This is a genomic window from Dyella sp. RRB7 (genome assembly GCF_022761115.1).
Taxonomy (GTDB): Bacteria; Pseudomonadota; Gammaproteobacteria; order Xanthomonadales; family Rhodanobacteraceae; genus Dyella.
Window position 1 is genome coordinate 66,599 of the sequence record NZ_JAKWJS010000002.1, and the last position, 18,343, is coordinate 84,941.

14 protein-coding genes are annotated in these 18,343 nt (G+C 66.1%); 6 read left to right on the top strand and 8 right to left on the bottom strand.

The window, feature by feature from the left end; translation table 11 throughout:
- Nucleotides 1-9 precede the first annotated feature (9 nt).
- Nucleotides 10-1,035 (bottom strand): aldo/keto reductase, encoded by a 1,026-nt coding sequence (locus tag MJ606_RS06640; RefSeq protein WP_243048662.1) that lies wholly within the window; start codon nt 1,033-1,035, stop codon nt 10-12.
- 415 nt (nt 1,036-1,450) lie between these two features.
- Between MJ606_RS06640 and MJ606_RS06645 the strand changes: the two genes are divergently transcribed.
- From MJ606_RS06645 to MJ606_RS06665, 5 genes are all read left to right on the top strand, one after another.
- Entirely contained in the window at nt 1,451-2,227 is a 777-nt protein-coding gene (locus MJ606_RS06645) for a ferredoxin--NADP reductase (RefSeq protein ID WP_243048663.1), read from the top strand.
- A gap of 190 nt (nt 2,228-2,417) precedes the next feature.
- Nucleotides 2,418-4,355 carry a 1-deoxy-D-xylulose-5-phosphate synthase gene (gene dxs, locus MJ606_RS06650; protein ID WP_343214800.1) on the top strand — a complete coding sequence of 646 codons (1,938 nt, stop codon included), beginning with the start codon at nt 2,418-2,420 and terminating at the stop codon, nt 4,353-4,355.
- Entirely contained in the window at nt 4,352-5,281 is a 930-nt protein-coding gene (gene ispH, locus MJ606_RS06655) for a 4-hydroxy-3-methylbut-2-enyl diphosphate reductase (RefSeq protein ID WP_243048664.1), read from the top strand. Before dxs ends, ispH begins: the two co-directional genes overlap by 4 nt.
- Nucleotides 5,278-6,495 (top strand): 1-deoxy-D-xylulose-5-phosphate reductoisomerase, encoded by a 1,218-nt coding sequence (gene ispC / locus MJ606_RS06660; RefSeq protein WP_243048665.1) that lies wholly within the window; start codon nt 5,278-5,280, stop codon nt 6,493-6,495. The genes ispH and ispC overlap by 4 nt, the downstream gene beginning before the upstream one ends.
- A gap of 12 nt (nt 6,496-6,507) precedes the next feature.
- Nucleotides 6,508-7,440, top strand: coding sequence for a farnesyl diphosphate synthase (locus MJ606_RS06665; RefSeq protein ID WP_243048666.1), 933 nt, complete (start codon nt 6,508-6,510; stop codon nt 7,438-7,440).
- Nucleotides 7,441-7,467: 27 nt separating this feature from the next.
- On the opposite strand, the gene MJ606_RS06670 is transcribed toward MJ606_RS06665, so the two are convergent.
- The 6 genes from MJ606_RS06670 to MJ606_RS06695 all read right to left on the bottom strand — a co-directional run bounded on the left by MJ606_RS06670 (nt 7,468) and on the right by MJ606_RS06695 (nt 16,176).
- Nucleotides 7,468-9,123: a CopD family protein gene (locus tag MJ606_RS06670; protein ID WP_243048667.1), complete on the bottom strand. Its 1,656-nt coding sequence runs from the start codon at nt 9,121-9,123 to the stop codon at nt 7,468-7,470.
- 61 nt (nt 9,124-9,184) lie between these two features.
- A complete protein-coding gene (locus MJ606_RS06675; RefSeq protein WP_243048668.1) occupies nt 9,185-9,553 on the bottom strand; it encodes a copper resistance CopC family protein in 369 nt (122 codons plus the stop codon).
- A gap of 39 nt (nt 9,554-9,592) precedes the next feature.
- On the bottom strand, nt 9,593-12,205 hold the full coding sequence (locus tag MJ606_RS06680; RefSeq protein WP_243048669.1) for an MMPL family transporter: 2,613 nt from the start codon (nt 12,203-12,205) through the stop codon (nt 9,593-9,595).
- Between the two features lie 79 nt (nt 12,206-12,284).
- A complete protein-coding gene (locus tag MJ606_RS06685; protein WP_243048670.1) occupies nt 12,285-12,998 on the bottom strand; it encodes a purine and other phosphorylase-like protein, family 1 in 714 nt (237 codons plus the stop codon).
- Nucleotides 12,999-13,018: 20 nt separating this feature from the next.
- Nucleotides 13,019-15,025 (bottom strand): squalene--hopene cyclase, encoded by a 2,007-nt coding sequence (gene shc, locus MJ606_RS06690; protein WP_243048671.1) that lies wholly within the window; start codon nt 15,023-15,025, stop codon nt 13,019-13,021.
- Nucleotides 15,022-16,176: a phytoene/squalene synthase family protein gene (locus tag MJ606_RS06695; RefSeq protein WP_243048672.1), complete on the bottom strand. Its 1,155-nt coding sequence runs from the start codon at nt 16,174-16,176 to the stop codon at nt 15,022-15,024. The genes shc and MJ606_RS06695 overlap by 4 nt, the downstream gene beginning before the upstream one ends.
- Nucleotides 16,177-16,463: 287 nt before the next feature.
- Here MJ606_RS06695 and hpnA point away from each other — a divergent pair, with 287 nt between their 5' ends.
- Nucleotides 16,464-17,441, top strand: a complete 978-nt coding sequence (gene hpnA, locus MJ606_RS06700) for a hopanoid-associated sugar epimerase (protein WP_243048673.1) — start codon at nt 16,464-16,466, stop codon at nt 17,439-17,441.
- Nucleotides 17,442-17,447: 6 nt separating this feature from the next.
- On the opposite strand, the gene MJ606_RS06705 is transcribed toward hpnA, so the two are convergent.
- Nucleotides 17,448-18,341: a ferritin-like domain-containing protein gene (locus MJ606_RS06705; RefSeq protein WP_243048674.1), complete on the bottom strand. Its 894-nt coding sequence runs from the start codon at nt 18,339-18,341 to the stop codon at nt 17,448-17,450.
- Nucleotides 18,342-18,343 lie beyond the last annotated feature (2 nt).

Genomic DNA, 18,343 nt, shown 5'->3' on the forward strand with positions numbered 1-18,343 from the left:
CCGTCGCCGTCAAACCGGCGGCGGGTTGATCTCGGCGGAGCCGCGTTGATGCCAGTAGGGATAGGCCGGCGCGACTTCGCTGGCGGCATCCAGCTTCGCCACCTGCGCGGGCGTCAGGTTCCAGCCCACGGCGCCCAGGTTCTGGCGCAGTTGTTCCTCGTTGCGCGCACCGATCACCACGGTGGCTACGGTGGGGCGCTGCAGCAGCCAGTTCAGGGCGATCTGCGGCACGCTCTTGCCGGTTTCGGCGGCCACCTCGTCCAGCGCATCGATCACGCGGTAGAGGTACTCGTCGGCCACCGGCGGCCCCTTGTCCGCGGTGGCGTGCAGGCGGCTCTGCGCGGGCAGGGGCGCGCCACGGCGCAGCTTGCCGGTGAGTCGGCCCCAGCCCAGCGGACTCCACACCACCGCGCCCACGCCCTGGTCCAGGCCCAGCGGCATCAGCTCCCACTCGTAGTCGCGACCGATCAGCGAGTAGTACGCCTGGTTGGCGATGTAGCGCGGGTAGCCGTAGCGGTCGGCGACGGCCAGCGACTTCATCAAGTGCCAGCCGGAGAAATTGGAAACGCCGACGTAGCGGATCTTGCCGGCGCGCACCAGGTCGTCGAGCGTGGAGAGCGTTTCTTCCGGCGGCGTGAGGGCATCGAAGCCGTGCAGCTGGAACAGGTCGATATAGTCCGTGCCCAGGCGCTTGAGCGCGGCATCGCAGGCCTTGAGCAGGTGAAAGCGCGAAGAACCCACGTCGTTTGGGTTTTCGCTCGCGCGGAAGGTGGCCTTGGTGGAGATCAGCACGCGGTCGCGACGCCCCTTGATGGCGCCACCCAGCACGGATTCGGCGGCGCCATCGGAATAGACGTCCGCGCTGTCGAACATGGTCAGTCCCGCATCGAGACAGATGTCGACCAGGCGCTTGGCCTCCGCCACATCGGTGCTGCCCCACGCACCGAAGAATTCGCCTTTGCCGCCGAACGTGCCCGTGCCAAAGCTGAGCACCGGAACCTTGAAGCCCGATGCACCCAAATGCCGGTATTCCATGGAAGAACCCCTCAAGCGTGGTGGATACACATGATCATTGGGGGTGGGCACGCCGGTTCCAAGGTGGCCCGCAGGGATGACGCCCTGGTCATCCGGGGCTCTTCACGTCACGCATGAAGCGCGTGTGCTAGCCGCGCCGCAAGATTGACTTTTGCCTGCCATAACTTGTACCAAGACCATGACTGCCTGCAGGTGGGCAGCCGGATTTGCGCACGACCCTTAGGTTCTGCCCACGCGACGTACTCGAAGGTGGAAATGACCGGACTTGCCAGGCGCGTATCTGTCATGCCAACCCCTGTCCGGGCAGGCGCCGGTGATCGTGCGCGACCACCGCAGTTGGCGGCGCATGCCGGCGACAGGCCGACTTTCCACTGCTTCTCCGTAAACCTTCCCTCCTATTCGAAGGGTGACCGTCATGGTGGCATTGGCGACGGAGCACGTGATCGACGTGCACCACTGGAACGACAGTCTTTTCAGCTTTCGCACGACGCGGGACCAGAGCTTCCGGTTCGATAGCGGCCACTTCGTGATGATCGGCCTGGAGGTGGAGGGACGCCCGTTGTTGCGCGCCTACTCCATTGCCAGCGCGAACTACGAGGAACACCTGGAGTTCGTCAGCATCAAGGTGCCCAACGGCCCGCTGACGTCGCGACTGCAACTCCTGAAGCCGGGCGACCCCATCATCGTCAGTCGCAAGCCGACCGGCACGCTGGTGCTCAGCGACCTGCGACCGGGCAAGCATCTGTATCTGCTGGGCACCGGCACCGGCCTGGCGCCGTTCCTGAGCATCGTGCGCGATCCGGAAACCTACCAGCGGTTCGACAAGATCGTGCTGGCCCATGGTGTGCGCCACGTCAGCGATCTCGTCTACGCCCAGTACCTGGAACACCGGCTGCCGCAGCACGAATTGCTGGGTGAACTGGTGCGGGAGAAGCTGGTTTACTATCCCAGCGTCACGCGTGAACCGTTCCGTCATCGCGGCCGGCTTACCGACGCCATCGCCGACGGCCTGATGAATGAGGCTGCCGGGTTGCCTCCGCTGAACCCGGACACCGACCGGGTGATGCTGTGTGGCAGCCCGTCGATGCTGGACGATACATGCGCGTTGCTGGACGGTCGCGGCTTCCAGGCCTCGCCGCGCACGCGCGAGCCGGGTGACTATGTGATTGAACGCGCGTTTGTTGAAAGATAGCGGAAGGTCGAGCGCCGCACGATGAATCGGCGCGAGACATCGGCACGATGGCAGCTGCTATAGTTTTTCCGCGGCAGCGCGAACGGACATGCGCGCTGCCGATGCTGATCGGATGAGGTTGCCAGGGCCGGCGCAAGTGCAAAACTAAAACGACTGCAGAAGACTCCGGCAGCCCCGAGGAGAGTCCGTCGTGTACGATTTGCTGCGAACGATCAATTCGCCCACCGATTTGCGCAGGCTCGACATGCCTGCGCTGCACCGTTTGGCGAGTGAGTTGCGCGCCTTCATTCTTGAAAGCGTGTCGAAAACCGGCGGTCACCTGTCATCCAACCTGGGCAGCGTGGAACTGGCCATTGCGCTGCACTACGTGTTCGATACACCCCAGGATCGCCTGGTCTGGGATGTCGGGCACCAGTCTTACCCGCATAAGATTCTTACCGGTCGTCGTGACGACATGGCGCACATCCGCCAGCTCGGTGGCATCTCCGGCTTTCCCCGCCGCAGCGAGTCGATCTACGACAGCTTCGGTACCGCGCATTCGAGCACCTCCATTTCCGCTGCGCTGGGCATGGCCCATGCGGCGCGCATCAACGGCGAACAGCGGCACAGCATTGCGGTGATCGGCGACGGCGCGCTGAGCGCGGGCATGGCGTTCGAGGCCATGAACAACGCAGGCATCGCCGAGGACATGCCGCTGCTGGTGGTGCTCAACGACAACGACATGTCGATCTCGCCGCCGGTGGGCGCCTTGCGCCATTACTTCGGTCGGCTGATCGCCGGCCGTTTCTATCAGCAGGCAAGGCAGGGCGTGCAGTACGCACTGCGCACGTTGCCGCCGATCAGGCATCTGGCCCGCCGCCTGGAGTCGCAGGTGAAGGGCATGCTGGTGCCGGCGACGCTGTTCGAGGAATTCGGCTTCAACTACACCGGCCCCATCGATGGCCACAACCTTGATGAGCTGATTCCGGCCATGCAGCGCCTGCGCCATATGCAGGGGCCGCAGTTCCTGCATGTGGTCACCCAGAAAGGGCATGGCTACAAGCTTGCCGAGGCCGACCCCATCCAGTATCACGGCCCCGGCAAGTTCGATCCCGCGGTGGGGCTGGTGGCCGTCAAGCCGGCCCGCAAGAGCTATGTCCAGGTCTTTTCCGAGTGGCTGTGCGACGAGGCGGAGCGCGACCCGCGCATCGTGGCGATTACGCCGGCGATGCGCGAGGGCTCCGGGCTGGTGGCCTTCGAGCAGCGCTTTCCAGAACGCTACTTCGACGTGGCCATTGCCGAGCAGCATGCGGTGACCTTTGCCGCCGGGTTGGCGACGGAAGGCTTGCGCCCGGTGGTGGCGATCTATTCCACCTTCCTGCAGCGCGGCTACGACCAGCTTATCCATGACGTGGCCTTGCAGAACCTGCCGGTGACCTTCGCCATCGATCGCGCCGGCATCGTCGGCGCCGATGGCGCCACCCATATGGGTGCTTTCGATCTGGCCTATCTGCGCTGCGTGCCCAACATGGTGGTGATGGCGGCCTCCGACGAGAACGAATGCCGGCAGATGCTGCATACCGCAGTTGGCTACGAAGGGCCGTGCGCGGTGCGTTATCCGCGCGGCAACGGCCCGGGCGTCGCCACCGTGGCGGAGATGACGGCGCTGCCCATCGGCAAGGGCGAAGTGCGCCGTCATGGCGGTGCGCTGGCGGGCCGGCGGGTGGCGATCCTGGCGTTCGGCACCATGGTGGCGCCGAGCCTTGCCGCTGCGGAAGCGCTGGACGCCACGGTCGCCAATATGCGCTTCGTCAAGCCATTGGACGAGGCCCTGGTGCACCAGCTCGCGCGGACCCACGATGTGCTGGTGACGGTGGAGGAGGGCTGCCTGCAAGGCGGTGCCGGCTCGGCCTGTCTGGAATGCCTGGCCGACGCGGGCCTGGGAGTCCCGGTGCTGCGCCTGGGGCTGCCGGATGAATTCATCGAGCATGGTGATCCGGCCGCCTTGCTCAATCACTACGGGCTCGATGCGGACGGTATCCGCGCGTCGATCCTGCGCTTCGTCGATCGCATGAAGGCCCAGGCTGGCGAGCCCGCCGTGACGTCTTATGGAGCGGTGCCGGCGACACGGGAGGTGCGTTCGCTATGAAGGTGCTGCTCGCCCAGCCCCGTGGTTTCTGCGCCGGCGTGGTGCGCGCCATCGATATCGTGGAGCGCGCACTGCAGCGTTTCGGGGCGCCGGTCTACGTGCATCACGAAATCGTGCACAACCGGCATGTGGTGGATGACCTCCGGCGCAAGGGCGCGGTGTTCGTCGAGGATCTCGTCGACGTGCCCGAAGGCGCGCATGCCATCTTCAGCGCTCATGGCGTGGGGCGTTCGGTGGAGGCATTGGCGCGGCGGCGCCAGCTGCAGGTGCTCGATGCCACCTGTCCGCTGGTGAGCAAGGTGCACGGCCAGGGTCGTCGCTACGCGGCGGAAGGGCGCACGGTGCTGCTGATCGGGCATGCCGGTCATCCCGAGGTGGTCGGCACCATGGATCAGATTCCCGGCACCGTGGTGCTGGTGCAGAGTGTTGCCGAGGCCGAGGCGCTCGACCTGCCGGCGGACACGCCACTGGCGTACATCTCGCAGACCACGTTGAGCGTGGACGACACGCACCGCATCATCGAAGTGCTTACGCGCCGCTTCCCCGGGCTGATTGGGCCGGATGTCGGCGATATCTGCTACGCCACGCAAAATCGCCAGGGCGCCGTGCGCGAACTCATGGGGCAGGTCGACGTGATGCTGGTGGTGGGTTCTCCCAACAGTTCCAACTCGCGACGGTTGCAGGAGATTGCCGCCGAGGCCGGCTTGCCCAGCTACCTGCTCGCCGACGGCAGCGAGCTGCGCCCGGAATGGGTCAGCGGTGCGCGCCGCGTGGGACTGACGGCCGGGGCTTCGGCACCGGAGGCATCGGTCAACGACGTCATCGATGCCCTGCGCCGGTTGGCTCCGGTCGAGCTGGTGCCGATGGATGGTCGCCGGGAGAAGGCGGTTTTCCCCTTGCCAGTCGAACTGGAGGTCGTTGGATGAGCGAGCGCAAGGCAAGTCATGGCCGGCAACGTCTCGCCATCCTCGGCTCCACCGGTTCGATTGGCGGCAGCACGCTGGATGTGGTTGCGCGCCATCCCGAACGCTTCGAGGTGGTGACGCTTACCGCGCATCGACGCATCGACCGGCTGTTCGAGCAGTGCCTCGCGTTTCATCCCCGTCTTGTGGTGGTCAGTGGCCCCGGGGATGCCGCCCGTCTCGAAGCCCAGCTGCGTTCCGCCCAATTGCGCACCGAGGTGGCCCATGGCCCGGCCGCGTTGTGCGCCGCCGCCAGCGCGGACGACTGCGATACCGTGGTGGCGGCCATCGTCGGTGCGGCGGGGCTGCCTTCGTCGCTGGCGGCCGCCCGTGCCGGCAAGAAGATCCTGCTGGCGAACAAGGAAGCCCTGGTCATGTCGGGCATGCTGTTCATGCGCACCGTTGCCGAATGCGGCGCCACCTTGCTGCCACTGGATAGCGAGCACAATGCGATCTTCCAGTGCCTGGGTGACGGCGGCGGCGTCGAGCGGCTGATTCTCACGGCATCCGGCGGCCCGTTTCTCACGCGTGCGCTGGATAGCCTCGACGACATCACGCCCGACCAGGCCTGTGCCCATCCCAACTGGGTGATGGGACGCAAGATCTCGGTCGATTCGGCCACCATGATGAACAAGGGGCTGGAAGTGATCGAGGCGCGCTGGCTGTTCGACATGCCGGCCGAGCGCATCGAAGTGGTCATTCACCCGCAGAGCGTGATCCATTCGATGGTGGCCTACGCGGATCAGTCGGTGCTGGCGCAGATGGGGCGCCCCGATATGCGCACGCCCATCGCCCATGCGCTGGCGTACCCCGAGCGCATCGACTCGGGCGTGGCGCCGCTGGATCTGACGCGCCTGGCCCATCTCAGTTTCACCGCGCCGGACCTGGTGCGCTTCCCTTGCCTGCGCCTTGCGCTGGAGGTATTGCGTGACGGCTGCGGGGCCAGCGTGACGCTCAATGCCGCCAACGAAATCGCCGTGGAGGCCTTTCTGCAGGAGCAGATTCGCTTCACCGAAATCGCCATGGTCGTCGAGGAAGTACTGGAGCGCTTGCCGGCGCTGGCCGAGCATCATCAGCTCGACGACATCCTGGCAGCCGATGGCCGCGCGCGCGCCATGGCGCAGCAGATCATTCATGACTTGCCTGCCCATCGGGTGAGGCAGGTCGCCATTCATTAGCGGAGGATCGTCGTGAGTGAAGTCCTGCAGTTGTGGCCAGGCTCGTTGGATTCGGCCCCAGAGCCGCTCGATACCTGGCTGCCGGCGATCGTCGAGCGCACCGAGCGCGCGCTGGACAGGTACCTGCCCGCTGCCGACATTCCTCCGGCGACGCTGCACGAGGCGATGCGCTACGCGACCATGGGTGGCGGCAAGCGCCTGCGCGCCTTGCTTTGCCACGCGGCGGGCGAACTGGTGGGCGCCGAGCCTGTCGTGCTCGATGGCGTCGCCAGCGCGATCGAAATGATCCACGCCTATTCGCTGGTGCATGACGACTTGCCGGCGATGGACAACGACTTGCTGCGGCGTGGCCAGCCCACCGTGCACGTGCGCTATGGCGAGGCGGTGGCCGTGCTGGTGGGCGATGCACTGCAGGCGGAGGCTTTCGTGGTGATCGGGGAGCTGGCGGTATCGGCGACCCAGCGGGTGGCCCTGCTGCAGGAGCTTGCCCGGGCCAGCAGTTCGCAGGGATTGGTAGGCGGCCAGGCCATCGACCTGGCCAGCGTCGGTCATGTACTGCCGCGCGATGAACTGGAGCGCATGCATCGCATGAAGACCGGTGCCTTGCTGCGCGCCGCCGTGTTCATGGGTGCGCACAGCGGGACGGTGCCGCTGGCGCCCGAGGTGCGCTCCGCCCTGGATGATTATCAGCGCGCCGTCGGCCTGGCCTTCCAGGTGGTCGATGATGTGCTGGACGTCACCACCGACGCCGCCACGCTGGGCAAGACGCCAGGCAAGGATGCCCAGGACCACAAGCCCACCTATGTGTCGCTGCTGGGCCTCGACGCATCACGCGAACTGGCCCGGCAGCTGGGCGATCGCGCGCACGCGGCGCTGGCGCCGCTTGGGCGCCAGGCGGCGCATCTGGACGCGCTGGTCGAGATGATCGTCCACCGCGTTCGTTGAGATCGCCTTGCCGGGAAGCGCGCGAATTCAGGCTTCGCGATACCACAGCAGGATCATGCCGATCAGCATGAAGCACACTGGCCATACCGCGCCGGCGATGCGCCCGCCACGCCCCGGCAGGCGCAGCTCCAGCCAGCGCGCCCAGCCCGCCGCCACGCCGGCGAGGGCGAGGGGCGTGTGGGTCAGCTCGATCAGCATCTGATCCTTGACGTTGGAGATCTGGTGGCTGTGGGTGAGCAGCATCGCGCCGCCCACCGCCACCAACAGCGGAAACACCAGCGCGGCTTTCTCGTTGCGCAAGCGGCCGGTGCGCACCGACCATTCGAAGGCGCCGAACAGCAGGATCAGCAGCACGAAGAAGCGATGCTGGGCCACTTCCACATCGCGCCATGCCGCCCAGAATCCTTCGCTGCCCAGCGGCCACACCTCCGGGTCGGAGCGCACCAGCAGAAAACCGGCCATGGCCAGGAACAGCAGCGGCCAGTGCCGGGCCCAGCGCATGCCCGCGCGATTGAGCAGGGCCAGCAGGCCGATCAGCAGCACGAAGATGCCGGCCCAGTGATGGTTGTATTCCGACCACGCAATGTCCTCCGCATTGCGCGGCGGCAACACGCCCGAGCCCGGCACCGTGGCGGATTGGGCCACTTGGTGGCTGCGTGCTGCGTCCTGGTCCAGCTGGGCCTGCAGCTGCGAGATGGCGAGGCTGCCGTGGTCGGGTGAGCTGAGCCTGGGCCATGACGGTGCATTGCGCACGGCGATTTCGTGCAGGCTCACGCGATCGGTGGTGAGGTCGATCGCGGGCGGCACCGAGGTGAGTGATGCCGCCGCAAAGAAAATGGTGAAGCCGATGCCGATTTCCACCTCGGCAAAACGGCGCAAGCGGATGACCGGCGCGTCCTGCCGTTTGCGCAGCCGCTCGGTCACCATGAAGTTGCCCAAGCCCAGCGCCAGCAGTGCCAGGAACATGGCGATCTTGGCGCCGACCATCACGCCATAGGCGGTGCCGTAGAAGCCGGGCAGGTCGCCGATATAGAACACGCACATGGTGATGCCCGAAAGCAGGATGCAGGCGACACCGATCATCGACATGCGTGAAAAGCGCGCGCCGACCGCGCGCAGGCCTTCGGCATCCTGCAGCTGGCGCAGCACCAGCACGAAGCTGGGAATGGCGCCGATCCATATGGCCGCGCCGAACTGGTGCAGCCCCTCGACGACCAGCAGCAGGGCGTTGTCACCCAGTCGCGCGTAGGCATGCGTGGTGAGCGTGGCGGAAGCCAGCTCGACCAGGCCGACGCACAGCAGCAGTGCGCGCGAAACGCGCCCGGCCAGGATCCCGCGCCGAAGACCGATGAAAATCAGCAGGGCGCTCAGCGCCTTCACCACGCCGGAGAGCGCGAACGACGCCTGCATCACGTTGGAGAACGGCAGCTCCACGGTCGACATCAGCACCGATACCTGCAGGCCCGTGCTGGCCAGTTCGGCGATGACCAGGCCGAGCGCGCTCCAGCGGGTGAGGCGCAGCACGCGTTGTTCCAGCACGTCGCCCTGCGTCAGCATAGGTAGCAACGGATGCAGCAGGAAAACCAGGAACAGCAGGCCGCCCAGCATCATCGATTGCGCGACGATGACCAGGCCATGCAGGATGATGCTGAGATATCCGAAGATATCGACGAGCAGGCTCACGGAAACACCCCATGGTTAGCGGTGGCGATCAGGATGGATGGGCGTTGCGAGGTATGTCGGCCTACGGCTGGGTGACCGTGAATGCCAGGTCGCCGCGGGTGATGTGTCCGTCCAGCGCAAGCGCCTGCCAGTGGATCACATAGGCGCCAGGCTTGAGGTCGGCCGTGCTGTCCAGCTCACTGGGCTTGTCGGCGTTGTTGGCGATGGCCAGCGGCGTTTCGCTGTGATCCGGCGCCACCAGCACCAGTTTCGAGCGGCCCTGGTCAATCTTGCTGTTGTACTTGAGCGTCAGTGCCGTGTGGCCGGCCGGCACGCTGCCATTGGCCTTGGGCGAGCTGTCCACCAGGATGGCATGGGCGCTGGCGGCCATGCTGACGACCATGCCAGCCATGGCGAGGGTGATGATTCCGAAACGGCGGTAACGACGCATGCGGGAAGCTCCGACGGGTGAGGGAATGGGCGAATGCGATCAATGCCTGGTCTTGGCGGGATCGCGCGGCGAGATCGCGTACAGCACGGCGGGCAGGAAGGCGAAGGTCGACAGCAGCACCGCCAGCAGGCTCAGCATCAACACCGAGCCCATGCTCGCGGTGCCCGGGTGACGGGCAATCGCCAGGCTGCCAAACGCCGTGCCGGTGGTCAGCGCCGAGAACAGGATGGCGCGCGCCACCGGCGATCCCAAAAACTGCCGCATGCCGTTGTGCCAGTTCATCACGAAGTAGATGTTGAACGACACGCCTACGCCCAGCAGCAAGGGCAGCGCGATGATGTTGGCGAAGTTGATCGAGATGCCGAACAGTCGCGCCAGCAGCGCCGTCAACAGCGATGACATCAGCAGCGTGGCCAGCACCAGGCTGACGTCGCGCAAGCGTCGTAGCACCAGGGCCAGCACCACGCCGATGGCCAGCGTGGCGTAGATGGCCGCCGCGCGGAAGGCATCGAGGATTGTGTCGGCCGCCTTGATGGTGTCCACTGCCGAACCCACCGCCTGCGGCGCCACGCGCTGCACGGCCGAGACGAACCGGCGCAGGCCGGCAGTGTTCTGCGCTTGCGCGGTGGGCGTCGCCTGCACGCGTACCTGGCCATCGGCGGTGAACCAGTCCCGCCGCAGGTCGGCCGGCAGGCTCTGCAGCGTGATGGGTTCGGCGGACAGCGAATCACCCAGCTGGTTGAGCGTATAGGGCAGGAATTCGGTCAGGGCCTGGTTGGCGGTCGCCATCTCGGCGTCGGAGCCTTGGGCCAGAAGACCCAGTGCCTTGCCGATGCGCCGCAACGGCGAACTGGGGGCCAGCTTGTCGGCGACGCTGGCGATGCCCTCGCTGGTGTCGCGGGCCGCCTCGCGCATGTCGGCGTAGCTCGGCGCTGCCGCCTTCTCGCCGGGATTGAGCACCGCATACATCAGGTCGGATGCCTGCTGCAGCTGCTCCAGCTTGTCGGACTGCTGATCGGGAATGAAATCGGCGCCGGATACCACCTGCGCCACCTCGGGCAGCTTTCCCAGCTGCTCGCTGAGGCGGCGCGCCGCGGGCAGGTCGCTGACCAGCATGTCCATGGTGAACGGATTGGTGGTGGGATCGTCCATCAGCGACGTCAGCGTGCGCATGGCTTCGGTGTCGCTTCGCTTGGTATGCAGCGGATTGGCATCGAAGGGGATGGTGATGGCGGCCCACAGGCCCACCACGCCCGCCAGGGCAAAGACGATCAGCACGCCCTTGCGATGCCGCTCCAGCCAGCGATCAGCCTCGGCGCCACCCGGCAGTGCCACCTCGGCATGCCGCGAGCCTTTGCTCAGCAGGGCCAGCAGGGCGGGCAGCAACGTCATGGTGCACAGCAAGGCCAGCAGCATGCCCACGCCGGCGATGATGCCCAGCTCGGCCACCCCGGTGAAGTCGGTGGGAGCGAAGGCGAGGAAGCCGCAGGAGGTCGCCAGCGCGGCCAGGCCGATCTGGCTGACGACGCGGTTGGCCGTCTCGTGCAGGGAGTCGGCGAAGGCGCGATCGCTGTATTGCCTGGCATGCAGGCGCACGCCGAACTGGATGCCGAAATCCACCGCCAGGCCCACGAACAACACCGCGAACGCCACCGAGACGAGATTCAGGCGGCCCACCGCAAACGCCGCAAAGCCCAGGGTGTAGATCAGCCCCACGATCAGCGTGAGCAACACCGGCACGATCAGGCGCCACGAGCCCAGCGCCAGCACCAGCCAGATGATCAGCACCACGCTGCTGCCCAGGGCGATGGGGCCGGCGCGATCGGTCAGCGAGGCGAATTCCTCGTCCGCCAGCGGCACCGACCCGGTGTAATTCACGCGCACGCGTCCCGACTTCACGCCGGGCAATTCGGCGGCGATGCGCAGCATCGCCTGGGTGGCTTCCTGTCCCGGCTCAAGCACGTTGTGGTGCAGCACCGGATGGATCAGCACGAACTCCTGGCCGCCGTTGGTGCCCACCAGCCTGGGCGTCAGCAGCGCCTGCCAGGACAGTGGCGACGCGTGTCCGGCGCGGGCGTCCTCCAGCGTCTGTGCCACATTGCCCAGCGCGGCATCGTAAGAGGACAGGTCGTCGGCCATGCCGCGCCGCACGCCTTCCACCATCAGGTCGATGCCCTTGAACAGGCCCCGCGCCGATGGATCGGTCGCCAATGGTCCCAGCAGCGGCTGGGCTTGCAGCATGGTGTCCAGCACGCCGGACAGCTCGTCGGGCGGCAGCAGCAACAGGCCTTCGCGATTGAGGAACGGACTGATGCCCGGCGTGGTCGCCGAATGGAAATGAACGTGATCGGCCGCCAGCTTCTCGCGCAGCGCCTGCGCGGTGGTGCGTGCCTCTTCCGCCGTGGGCGCGCGTACCACGGCGGTGAGGGTGTCGCTGAACTGGGGAAACTGGCGGGCGAAGGCCAGGCTCTGTTGCCGCCACGGCAATTGCGCGGAAAACAGGTGGTCGGAATCCGTGTCGATACTCAGGTGAGTGGAGGTGCCGTACAGGCTGACCACCGTAAGCAGCGCCGCCAGCAGCAACACGATGAGTGGGTGGCGGCCACTTTGGTCGACCAGCCGTACCAGGGCGTAATGGATCGCTTTGAACACGCCGTCGTCTCTCCTAAGTATCGATTCGACCTGGTGCACGTCGAGGCTTGGCCTGACATCCGAAACGCATGTTTCAAGACTAGCAGGCCCCCTGCGCCGTACGGCCCAGATTCATGCCCGCCGCCGTCGCCGCCGTGCGCAACGCGCGCGTCGCCTTGCGCATGCGGCGGGACAGGCTGGGCACGTGCGCCAACAGGCCGGGATGTCGACCCAAGAGCGCCAGCATGTCCAGCGGACGCGGCCGTCCCCATGCATCGATGCCGGCTTGCAAGGCGGCCGGAATGTCGTCGTCGTGCTCATCGATGATGGCGCGCAACACCACAAAGGGCAGTCGCCGTTCGCTGGCCACCGCCGCTACGGCGGCGCTTTCCATATCCACGGCCACCGCCATGTGACGTTGGCGCATGGCCATCTTCGCGGTGGCGTTGAGCAGTGGTTCCGGCAGGCTGAGCAAGCTGCCGCCCGCCATGAACGGCACCGATGAAGCGGTGAGGCACCGCTGCAGCTGTTCGCGCCAGGCCGGTGCGGGGTGGTAATCGTTGCCGCGCTCATCGATGACGCAGGCAGGGCAGAGCAGGGTGCCACTGTGCACGCCAGGCGCCAGTGCGCCAGCCACGCCGAATACGGCCAGCGCCGTGGCGCCGGCATCCGCCAGGCCCAGTGCCGCCTCGCGCGCCGCCTCGGGTCCCATGCCGCTCAGCCACAGGCCGCAGCCGTCGCCGAGCGCGATCAGCTGCCGTGGCCGCAGTGGCTGTGGGGTCAGTGTCCTGGCTTCGGCGGCCAGGGCGGTCACGATGCCTACCGAATGAAGATTCACTGCGTGGCCCGGGCCTGGGCCGATTGCATCAGCCGTCGATAGCGGGTCAGCGCCCACAAAGGGAAATACGCGGTGTAACCGTGGTACTTGAGGAAGAACACGCGGGGAAAGCCCGGCGCGTTGTAGCTGGAGTGATACCACAGCCCGGCTTCACGCTCGCCGCTTTCCTGCTGGTCGTCGAGCAGCCACTGGATGCCGCGGCGTACCGCGCCGCACGCGTATTCGCCGGCGGCAAGCAGGCCGAGCAGGGCCCAGGCCGTGCTGTGCGCGGTGCTGACGCCGTGGTTGCTGCCGCGCAAGGCGGGGTCGTAGTAGCTGTCGTTGGTTTCGCCCCAGCCACCATCAGGGTGTTGCCTGGATTTCAGCCAGTCGATGGATTTGCGTATCCACGGCTGGCTCATGTCCTCGCCCACCAGTGCCAGGCCGGCCAGCACCGACCAGGTGCCATAGATATAGTTGGTGCCCCAGCGGCCCCAGTAGGAGCCATCCGGTTGCTGCACGCGTCGCAGGTAGTCGACGCAGCGTGCGATCGCTTCGCGATCCTGCTCGCGCTTGAGCACGCCCAGGCAAGCGAGTACCCGGCCCGATACGTCTTCGGTGGGCGGGTCGAGCATGGCGCCGTGGTCGGCGAAGGGAATCTGGTTGATGTGGTAGTGGGTGTTGTTGCGGTCGAAGGCCGCGAAGCCGCCATTGTCCGACTGCATGCCCACCAGCCAGTCGGCGGCGCGTTCGATGCGCGCGCGGTAAGGGTGGTCCGGTGGCATGTCCGGCATGGCGACGTGCATCAGGCCGGCGACCAGTGCGGTGTCGTCGAGATCGGGATAGTAGGCATTGGCGTACTGGAAGGCCCAGCCACCCGGGCGCAGCTGCGGTGCCTGCACGGCCCAGTCGCCCTTGAGTTCAAGTTCCTGCAACGGGGCCAGCCAGTCCAGCGCGCGCGTCACGGCGGCCTGGGTGGTGCTGTCGTCGGATGCGCGCAACAGCGCCATGGTCGCCCAGCCGGTATCCCAAACGGGAGACACGCAGGGTTGGCAATAGGCGGTGCCGTCGTCGCGGTACACGATCAGCTTCTGCAAGGCCTTGAGGCAGGTGGCACGAGCAGGGTGATCCTTGGCGTAGCCAAGCAGGTCCATCGCTTCGAGCGCGTTGACCATGGGCGGAAAGATCGCCCCGAGGCCATCCTCGCCGTTGAGGCGCGGCAGGAACCATTGTTCGGCCTTCTTTACGGCCCTGCGCCGCAAGGCGCGAGGCACCAGCGGATCGCAGGCGCGACCGAGCTTGTCCAGCGCCAGGAAGAGCTTGCTGGTGAATCCGGAGGCGGTGAAATAGTGCCGCTCCTGCTCGGGTGGCGTCACGAACAGTTCGCGCACGCCGACCTGTCGCGGATTGCGTGCCTGCGCCTTGAGCGAGCACAGGATGAACAGCGGCACCATGGTGCCGCGCGCCCAGTACGACACCTTGTCGAGGTGGAACGGTGCCCAGCGCGGGAACAGCATGATTTCCACGGGAACATACGGCGCCGCGCGCCACGGCACCTGTTCGAACATCGCCAGCAGGATGCGGGTGAACACATTGCTTTTGGCCGCGCCGCCCAGTGCAAGGATCGCCTCGCGCGCGCGGCGCATATGCGGCGCATCGGCATCGTCGCCCGCGGCCTTGAGTGCGTAATACGCCTTCACGGTGCAGGACAGGTCGATGGCGCCGTCCTGGTACAGCGGCCAGCCGCCGTGCGTATCCTGCCGCTGCTTGAGCCGGATGTAGCGAGCCAGCTTCTCCTGCAGCACATCGTCGATCTCGTCGAGGAAGTGCATCATCAGGATGTATTCGGCGGAAATGGTGCAGTCGGTCTCGAACTCGAAGCACCAGTGGCCATCCGCCTGCTGGCGTGCAAGCAATGCCTTGCGCGCGCGATCGATCGCCTGGTCCAGCCGGGTCGTCAAAGGCTCCCGCCGGCGCTGCTCCAGGTCGACCACGGTATCGGCGGGAGCGGGGCGGTCGGTCATAGCGTGCGCGCGTCGTTGGCGTCGATGCCGTTCACATACGAAGCCACGCGCCGGGGGCGGACGAACGGCGGGTCGCGGGGCTCGTCCCATTCCGGTGAGAGCGGCGTCAGTGGCAGCTTGCGCGCCGCCGCGGCGAACAGCCAGCGCACACCGTTGTCGTAGCGGTCGGTAAGCCGGGTCAGTCCCATGGTCTGGGCCACCGCGGTGCGCGACACCTTGATCTGCGTGCCGGACGAGAAGTCCAGCCGATCCTGCAAGTTGCGCAAGGTCAGCACGGCCAGGCCGATGCTCCACAGGCAGAAGCGTCGAAAGCCGGCGTGCCTGGCAGGCACGATGAGCGTGTATTCGACCGCGCGGCAAAGATGCGAGTGCGCCACGCCAATGAGTTCGATCATCGCCTTGGCATAGTTGTCGTCCTGCTCGCCGGGGCGAAGCTCCTGCAATTGCACGCCGCGGCGCGCGAATACGTCCTGCGGCAACCAGCACACGCCGTGGCTGCGATCCTCCCACTGGTCCTTGAGGATGTTGGTCATCTGCAGCCCCTGGCCGAACGACACGGCAAGCCGCATCAGCAGCTTCGACTGTGGCGCCAGGCTGGGCTCGAAATCGATGAGCATGCGGGTGAGCATTTCGCCGACCACGCCTGCCACGCAATAACAGTAACGATCCATGTCGCGCAGTGTCGCCAGCCCCTGGAGGCCGACCACGCGCTGAAAATCGTGCATGCCATGCGACATCACGCGCAGGCAGTCGACGATGGCCGCGCGCTGGTTCGGATTGAGCGAATGGGTGATCTCCAGCACCAGCGGCAACTGGAGCAGCAGCTCGCGCTCGCTCGCGGAGGTGGCTTCGGAAAGCTTGGGCCCCAGTTCATCGGCGAAAGGCCGGGGATCGGTGCGGCCGGTGACCGCATCGACGAACGCGTTCTCGTAGAAACCCTTCTCTTCGATGGAGAGGGTGGGTTCGTCCTCGATGGTATCGGCGATGCGGCAGAGCAGATACGCATTGGCTACCGCCTCGCGAAGCGCGGGCGGTAGTTGCGGTATCGTCAGTGCAAACGTTCGCGATACCTTGGGAAGAATGGCTTCCTGATAGACGCTGGCGTGGCTCGGGGCAACAGCAGCGGCTCGCTTCGATACGAACATTGACATGCCTCGGCTTTCCTTATGTATTGCTTGCACATACAGAGAAACGCGCGACAACGGCATGTTATCACCCCGATCTCGATGGACAAGCCATCTGAGCAGACGTCATGTCTCGGATGTGTCTAAGAGCCAGCGTGATATGTCACGATTCGGTACCGCCTTTGGGGGCGGCGGCTCGCGTCGCGTTCGTCCATAATGCAACCTCAACCATCCCCATGGTCATGGAACTCCAGCCGTATGCATTCAGGGTTGCTACTGGCGAAGCACGGGCGCGCTCTTGAGGCGGCGTCACCATGAAGGCCGTCGTCACGGGTGCCACCGGTTTTGTCGGCTCGGCGGTCGCGCGGCGGCTGTTGCGTGATGATCATCACGTCCGCGTACTGGCTCGCCCCGGTTCGGACCGCCGCAACCTGCAAGGTCTTGAGGTGCAGGTGGTGGAAGGTGACCTCACCGACGCCGCGTCGCTGGCCCGGCTTTGCGAGGGCTGCGATGCCCTGTTCCACGTGGCGGCCGATTACCGTTTGTGGGCTCCCGAGCCGGAGCAGCTCTACAAGACGAATGTCGAGGGTACGCGCAGCCTGCTTGAGGCCGCCGGCCGGGCCGGCGTGTCGCGCATCGTCTACACCAGCAGCGTGGCGACGCTAGGCATTCCCGCGGACGGTCGCCCGGGCGACGAGGATTCGCCAGTGTCATTGGCCGACATGGTCGGCCACTACAAGCGTTCGAAGTTCCTGGCCGAGGCCTTGGTATTGGACTATGCCGCCAAGGGCTTGCCGGTGGTGATCGTCAATCCGTCCACGCCGGTGGGGCCGCGCGACATCAAGCCCACGCCGACGGGACGCATGTTGCGCGATGCGGTGGCCGGGCGCCTGCCGGCCTATGTCGATACCGGCCTCAACATCGTGCACGTGGACGATGTGGCCGATGGGCATTGGCTGGCCTTTCAGCGCGGTGTGGTGGGTGAACGCTACATCCTCGGCGGCAGCAACCTCACTCTGCGCGAATTGTTGACCGAGATCGCGGACATCGTCGGGGGATCGCCCCCGCGCTGGCGCCTGCCGCATGCGGCCGTGATGCCGGTGGCCTATGTGGCCGAGGCCTGGGCAAGGATTAGCGGAACGCCACCGATCGCTACGGTGGAAGAAGTGCGCATGTCGAAGAAGCGGATGTTCTTTTCCAGCGCCAAGGCCGAGCGCGATCTTGGTTATGCCGCCGGCCCGGTCCGCCTCGCCCTCGAGGATGCCGTGGCCTGGTTCAGCCTGCATCGATGACGCTTTTCAGCGCACGAAGCGCCGCACCAGCCGGGCCATCCGGGGAACCAACGTAGGGCGCAGCAGGCGCGCGTCATAGCCGTCCATACGGTAGCGGTCCTGGGTCAGGCATAGATCCAGCAGTTCGCCCAGCTTCAAGTCCAGGCCGATCTGTTGGTGGCCGGTCAGGGTGAAGTTGGCATCCTGCATCTCACCCTGGCTGTCCAGGCCCTTGGCGATGCCGATGCGCTCCCAGATCAGAAACAGCCACACGCGCATGACCTTCAGCTCAAACCCCGGTCGACGCCACCACGGCAACTGACGTCGATACCACGCCACCCAATTGGCGAAAAACAGGATATGCCGGGCCTCTTCCTGCATCACCGGCTCAAACGTCTCCACCAGTTCCTCCGGGAAATAACCGGTACGTCGCGCCGATTCGAACAGGCCGAAGGCAAAGAAGCTGTCGATGCATTCGCTGTAGCCGGTGACCAGCCATCCCCATTCGGGGTCCTTGGGCACTTCGTAGGCCGGCTCGGGCGCAAGCGCAATGCCGTAGGCCTCGACCATCTTGCTCAACACCACCTTGTGGCGGGCTTCTTCGCCGCCGTCCATGGTCAACGCTTCGCGCAGTAGCGGATCGCTGACCGTCCTGGTGTAGGTGTCCACGCGCAGGGTGGCGCGGCCTTCGGTCTGCACGGCGATATCCCAGATCGGCAGCGAGGTGATGCGATGCAGGGCCTCAGGGCTGAGTTCGGGCCATTCGATGACCGCGGGCTTGTAGGGGTTGTGGGTATCCAGCAGCATGCGGCAGAACAGCCGCTTGTGCGCGTCCGAGCCGACCTTGATGCGGCCGGGCTCGGCGCCTAGCCAGTGACGCATGGCGTGATCGGCAGCTGCTACGGTGGCGTCGCTGGGCATCC

Coding starts and splice junctions, on each gene's coding strand:
- hpnA (WP_243048673.1), top strand. CDS start 16,464: ATGAAGGCCGTCGTCACGGGTGCCACCGGTTTTGTCGGCTCGGCGGTC.
- MJ606_RS06645 (WP_243048663.1), top strand. CDS start 1,451: ATGGTGGCATTGGCGACGGAGCACGTGATCGACGTGCACCACTGGAAC.
- shc (WP_243048671.1), bottom strand. CDS start 15,025: ATGACCGACCGCCCCGCTCCCGCCGATACCGTGGTCGACCTGGAGCAG.
- MJ606_RS06640 (WP_243048662.1), bottom strand. CDS start 1,035: ATGGAATACCGGCATTTGGGTGCATCGGGCTTCAAGGTTCCGGTGCTC.
- MJ606_RS06695 (WP_243048672.1), bottom strand. CDS start 16,176: ATGTCAATGTTCGTATCGAAGCGAGCCGCTGCTGTTGCCCCGAGCCAC.
- ispH (WP_243048664.1), top strand. CDS start 4,352: ATGAAGGTGCTGCTCGCCCAGCCCCGTGGTTTCTGCGCCGGCGTGGTG.
- ispC (WP_243048665.1), top strand. CDS start 5,278: ATGAGCGAGCGCAAGGCAAGTCATGGCCGGCAACGTCTCGCCATCCTC.
- MJ606_RS06705 (WP_243048674.1), bottom strand. CDS start 18,341: ATGCCCAGCGACGCCACCGTAGCAGCTGCCGATCACGCCATGCGTCAC.
- MJ606_RS06675 (WP_243048668.1), bottom strand. CDS start 9,553: ATGCGTCGTTACCGCCGTTTCGGAATCATCACCCTCGCCATGGCTGGC.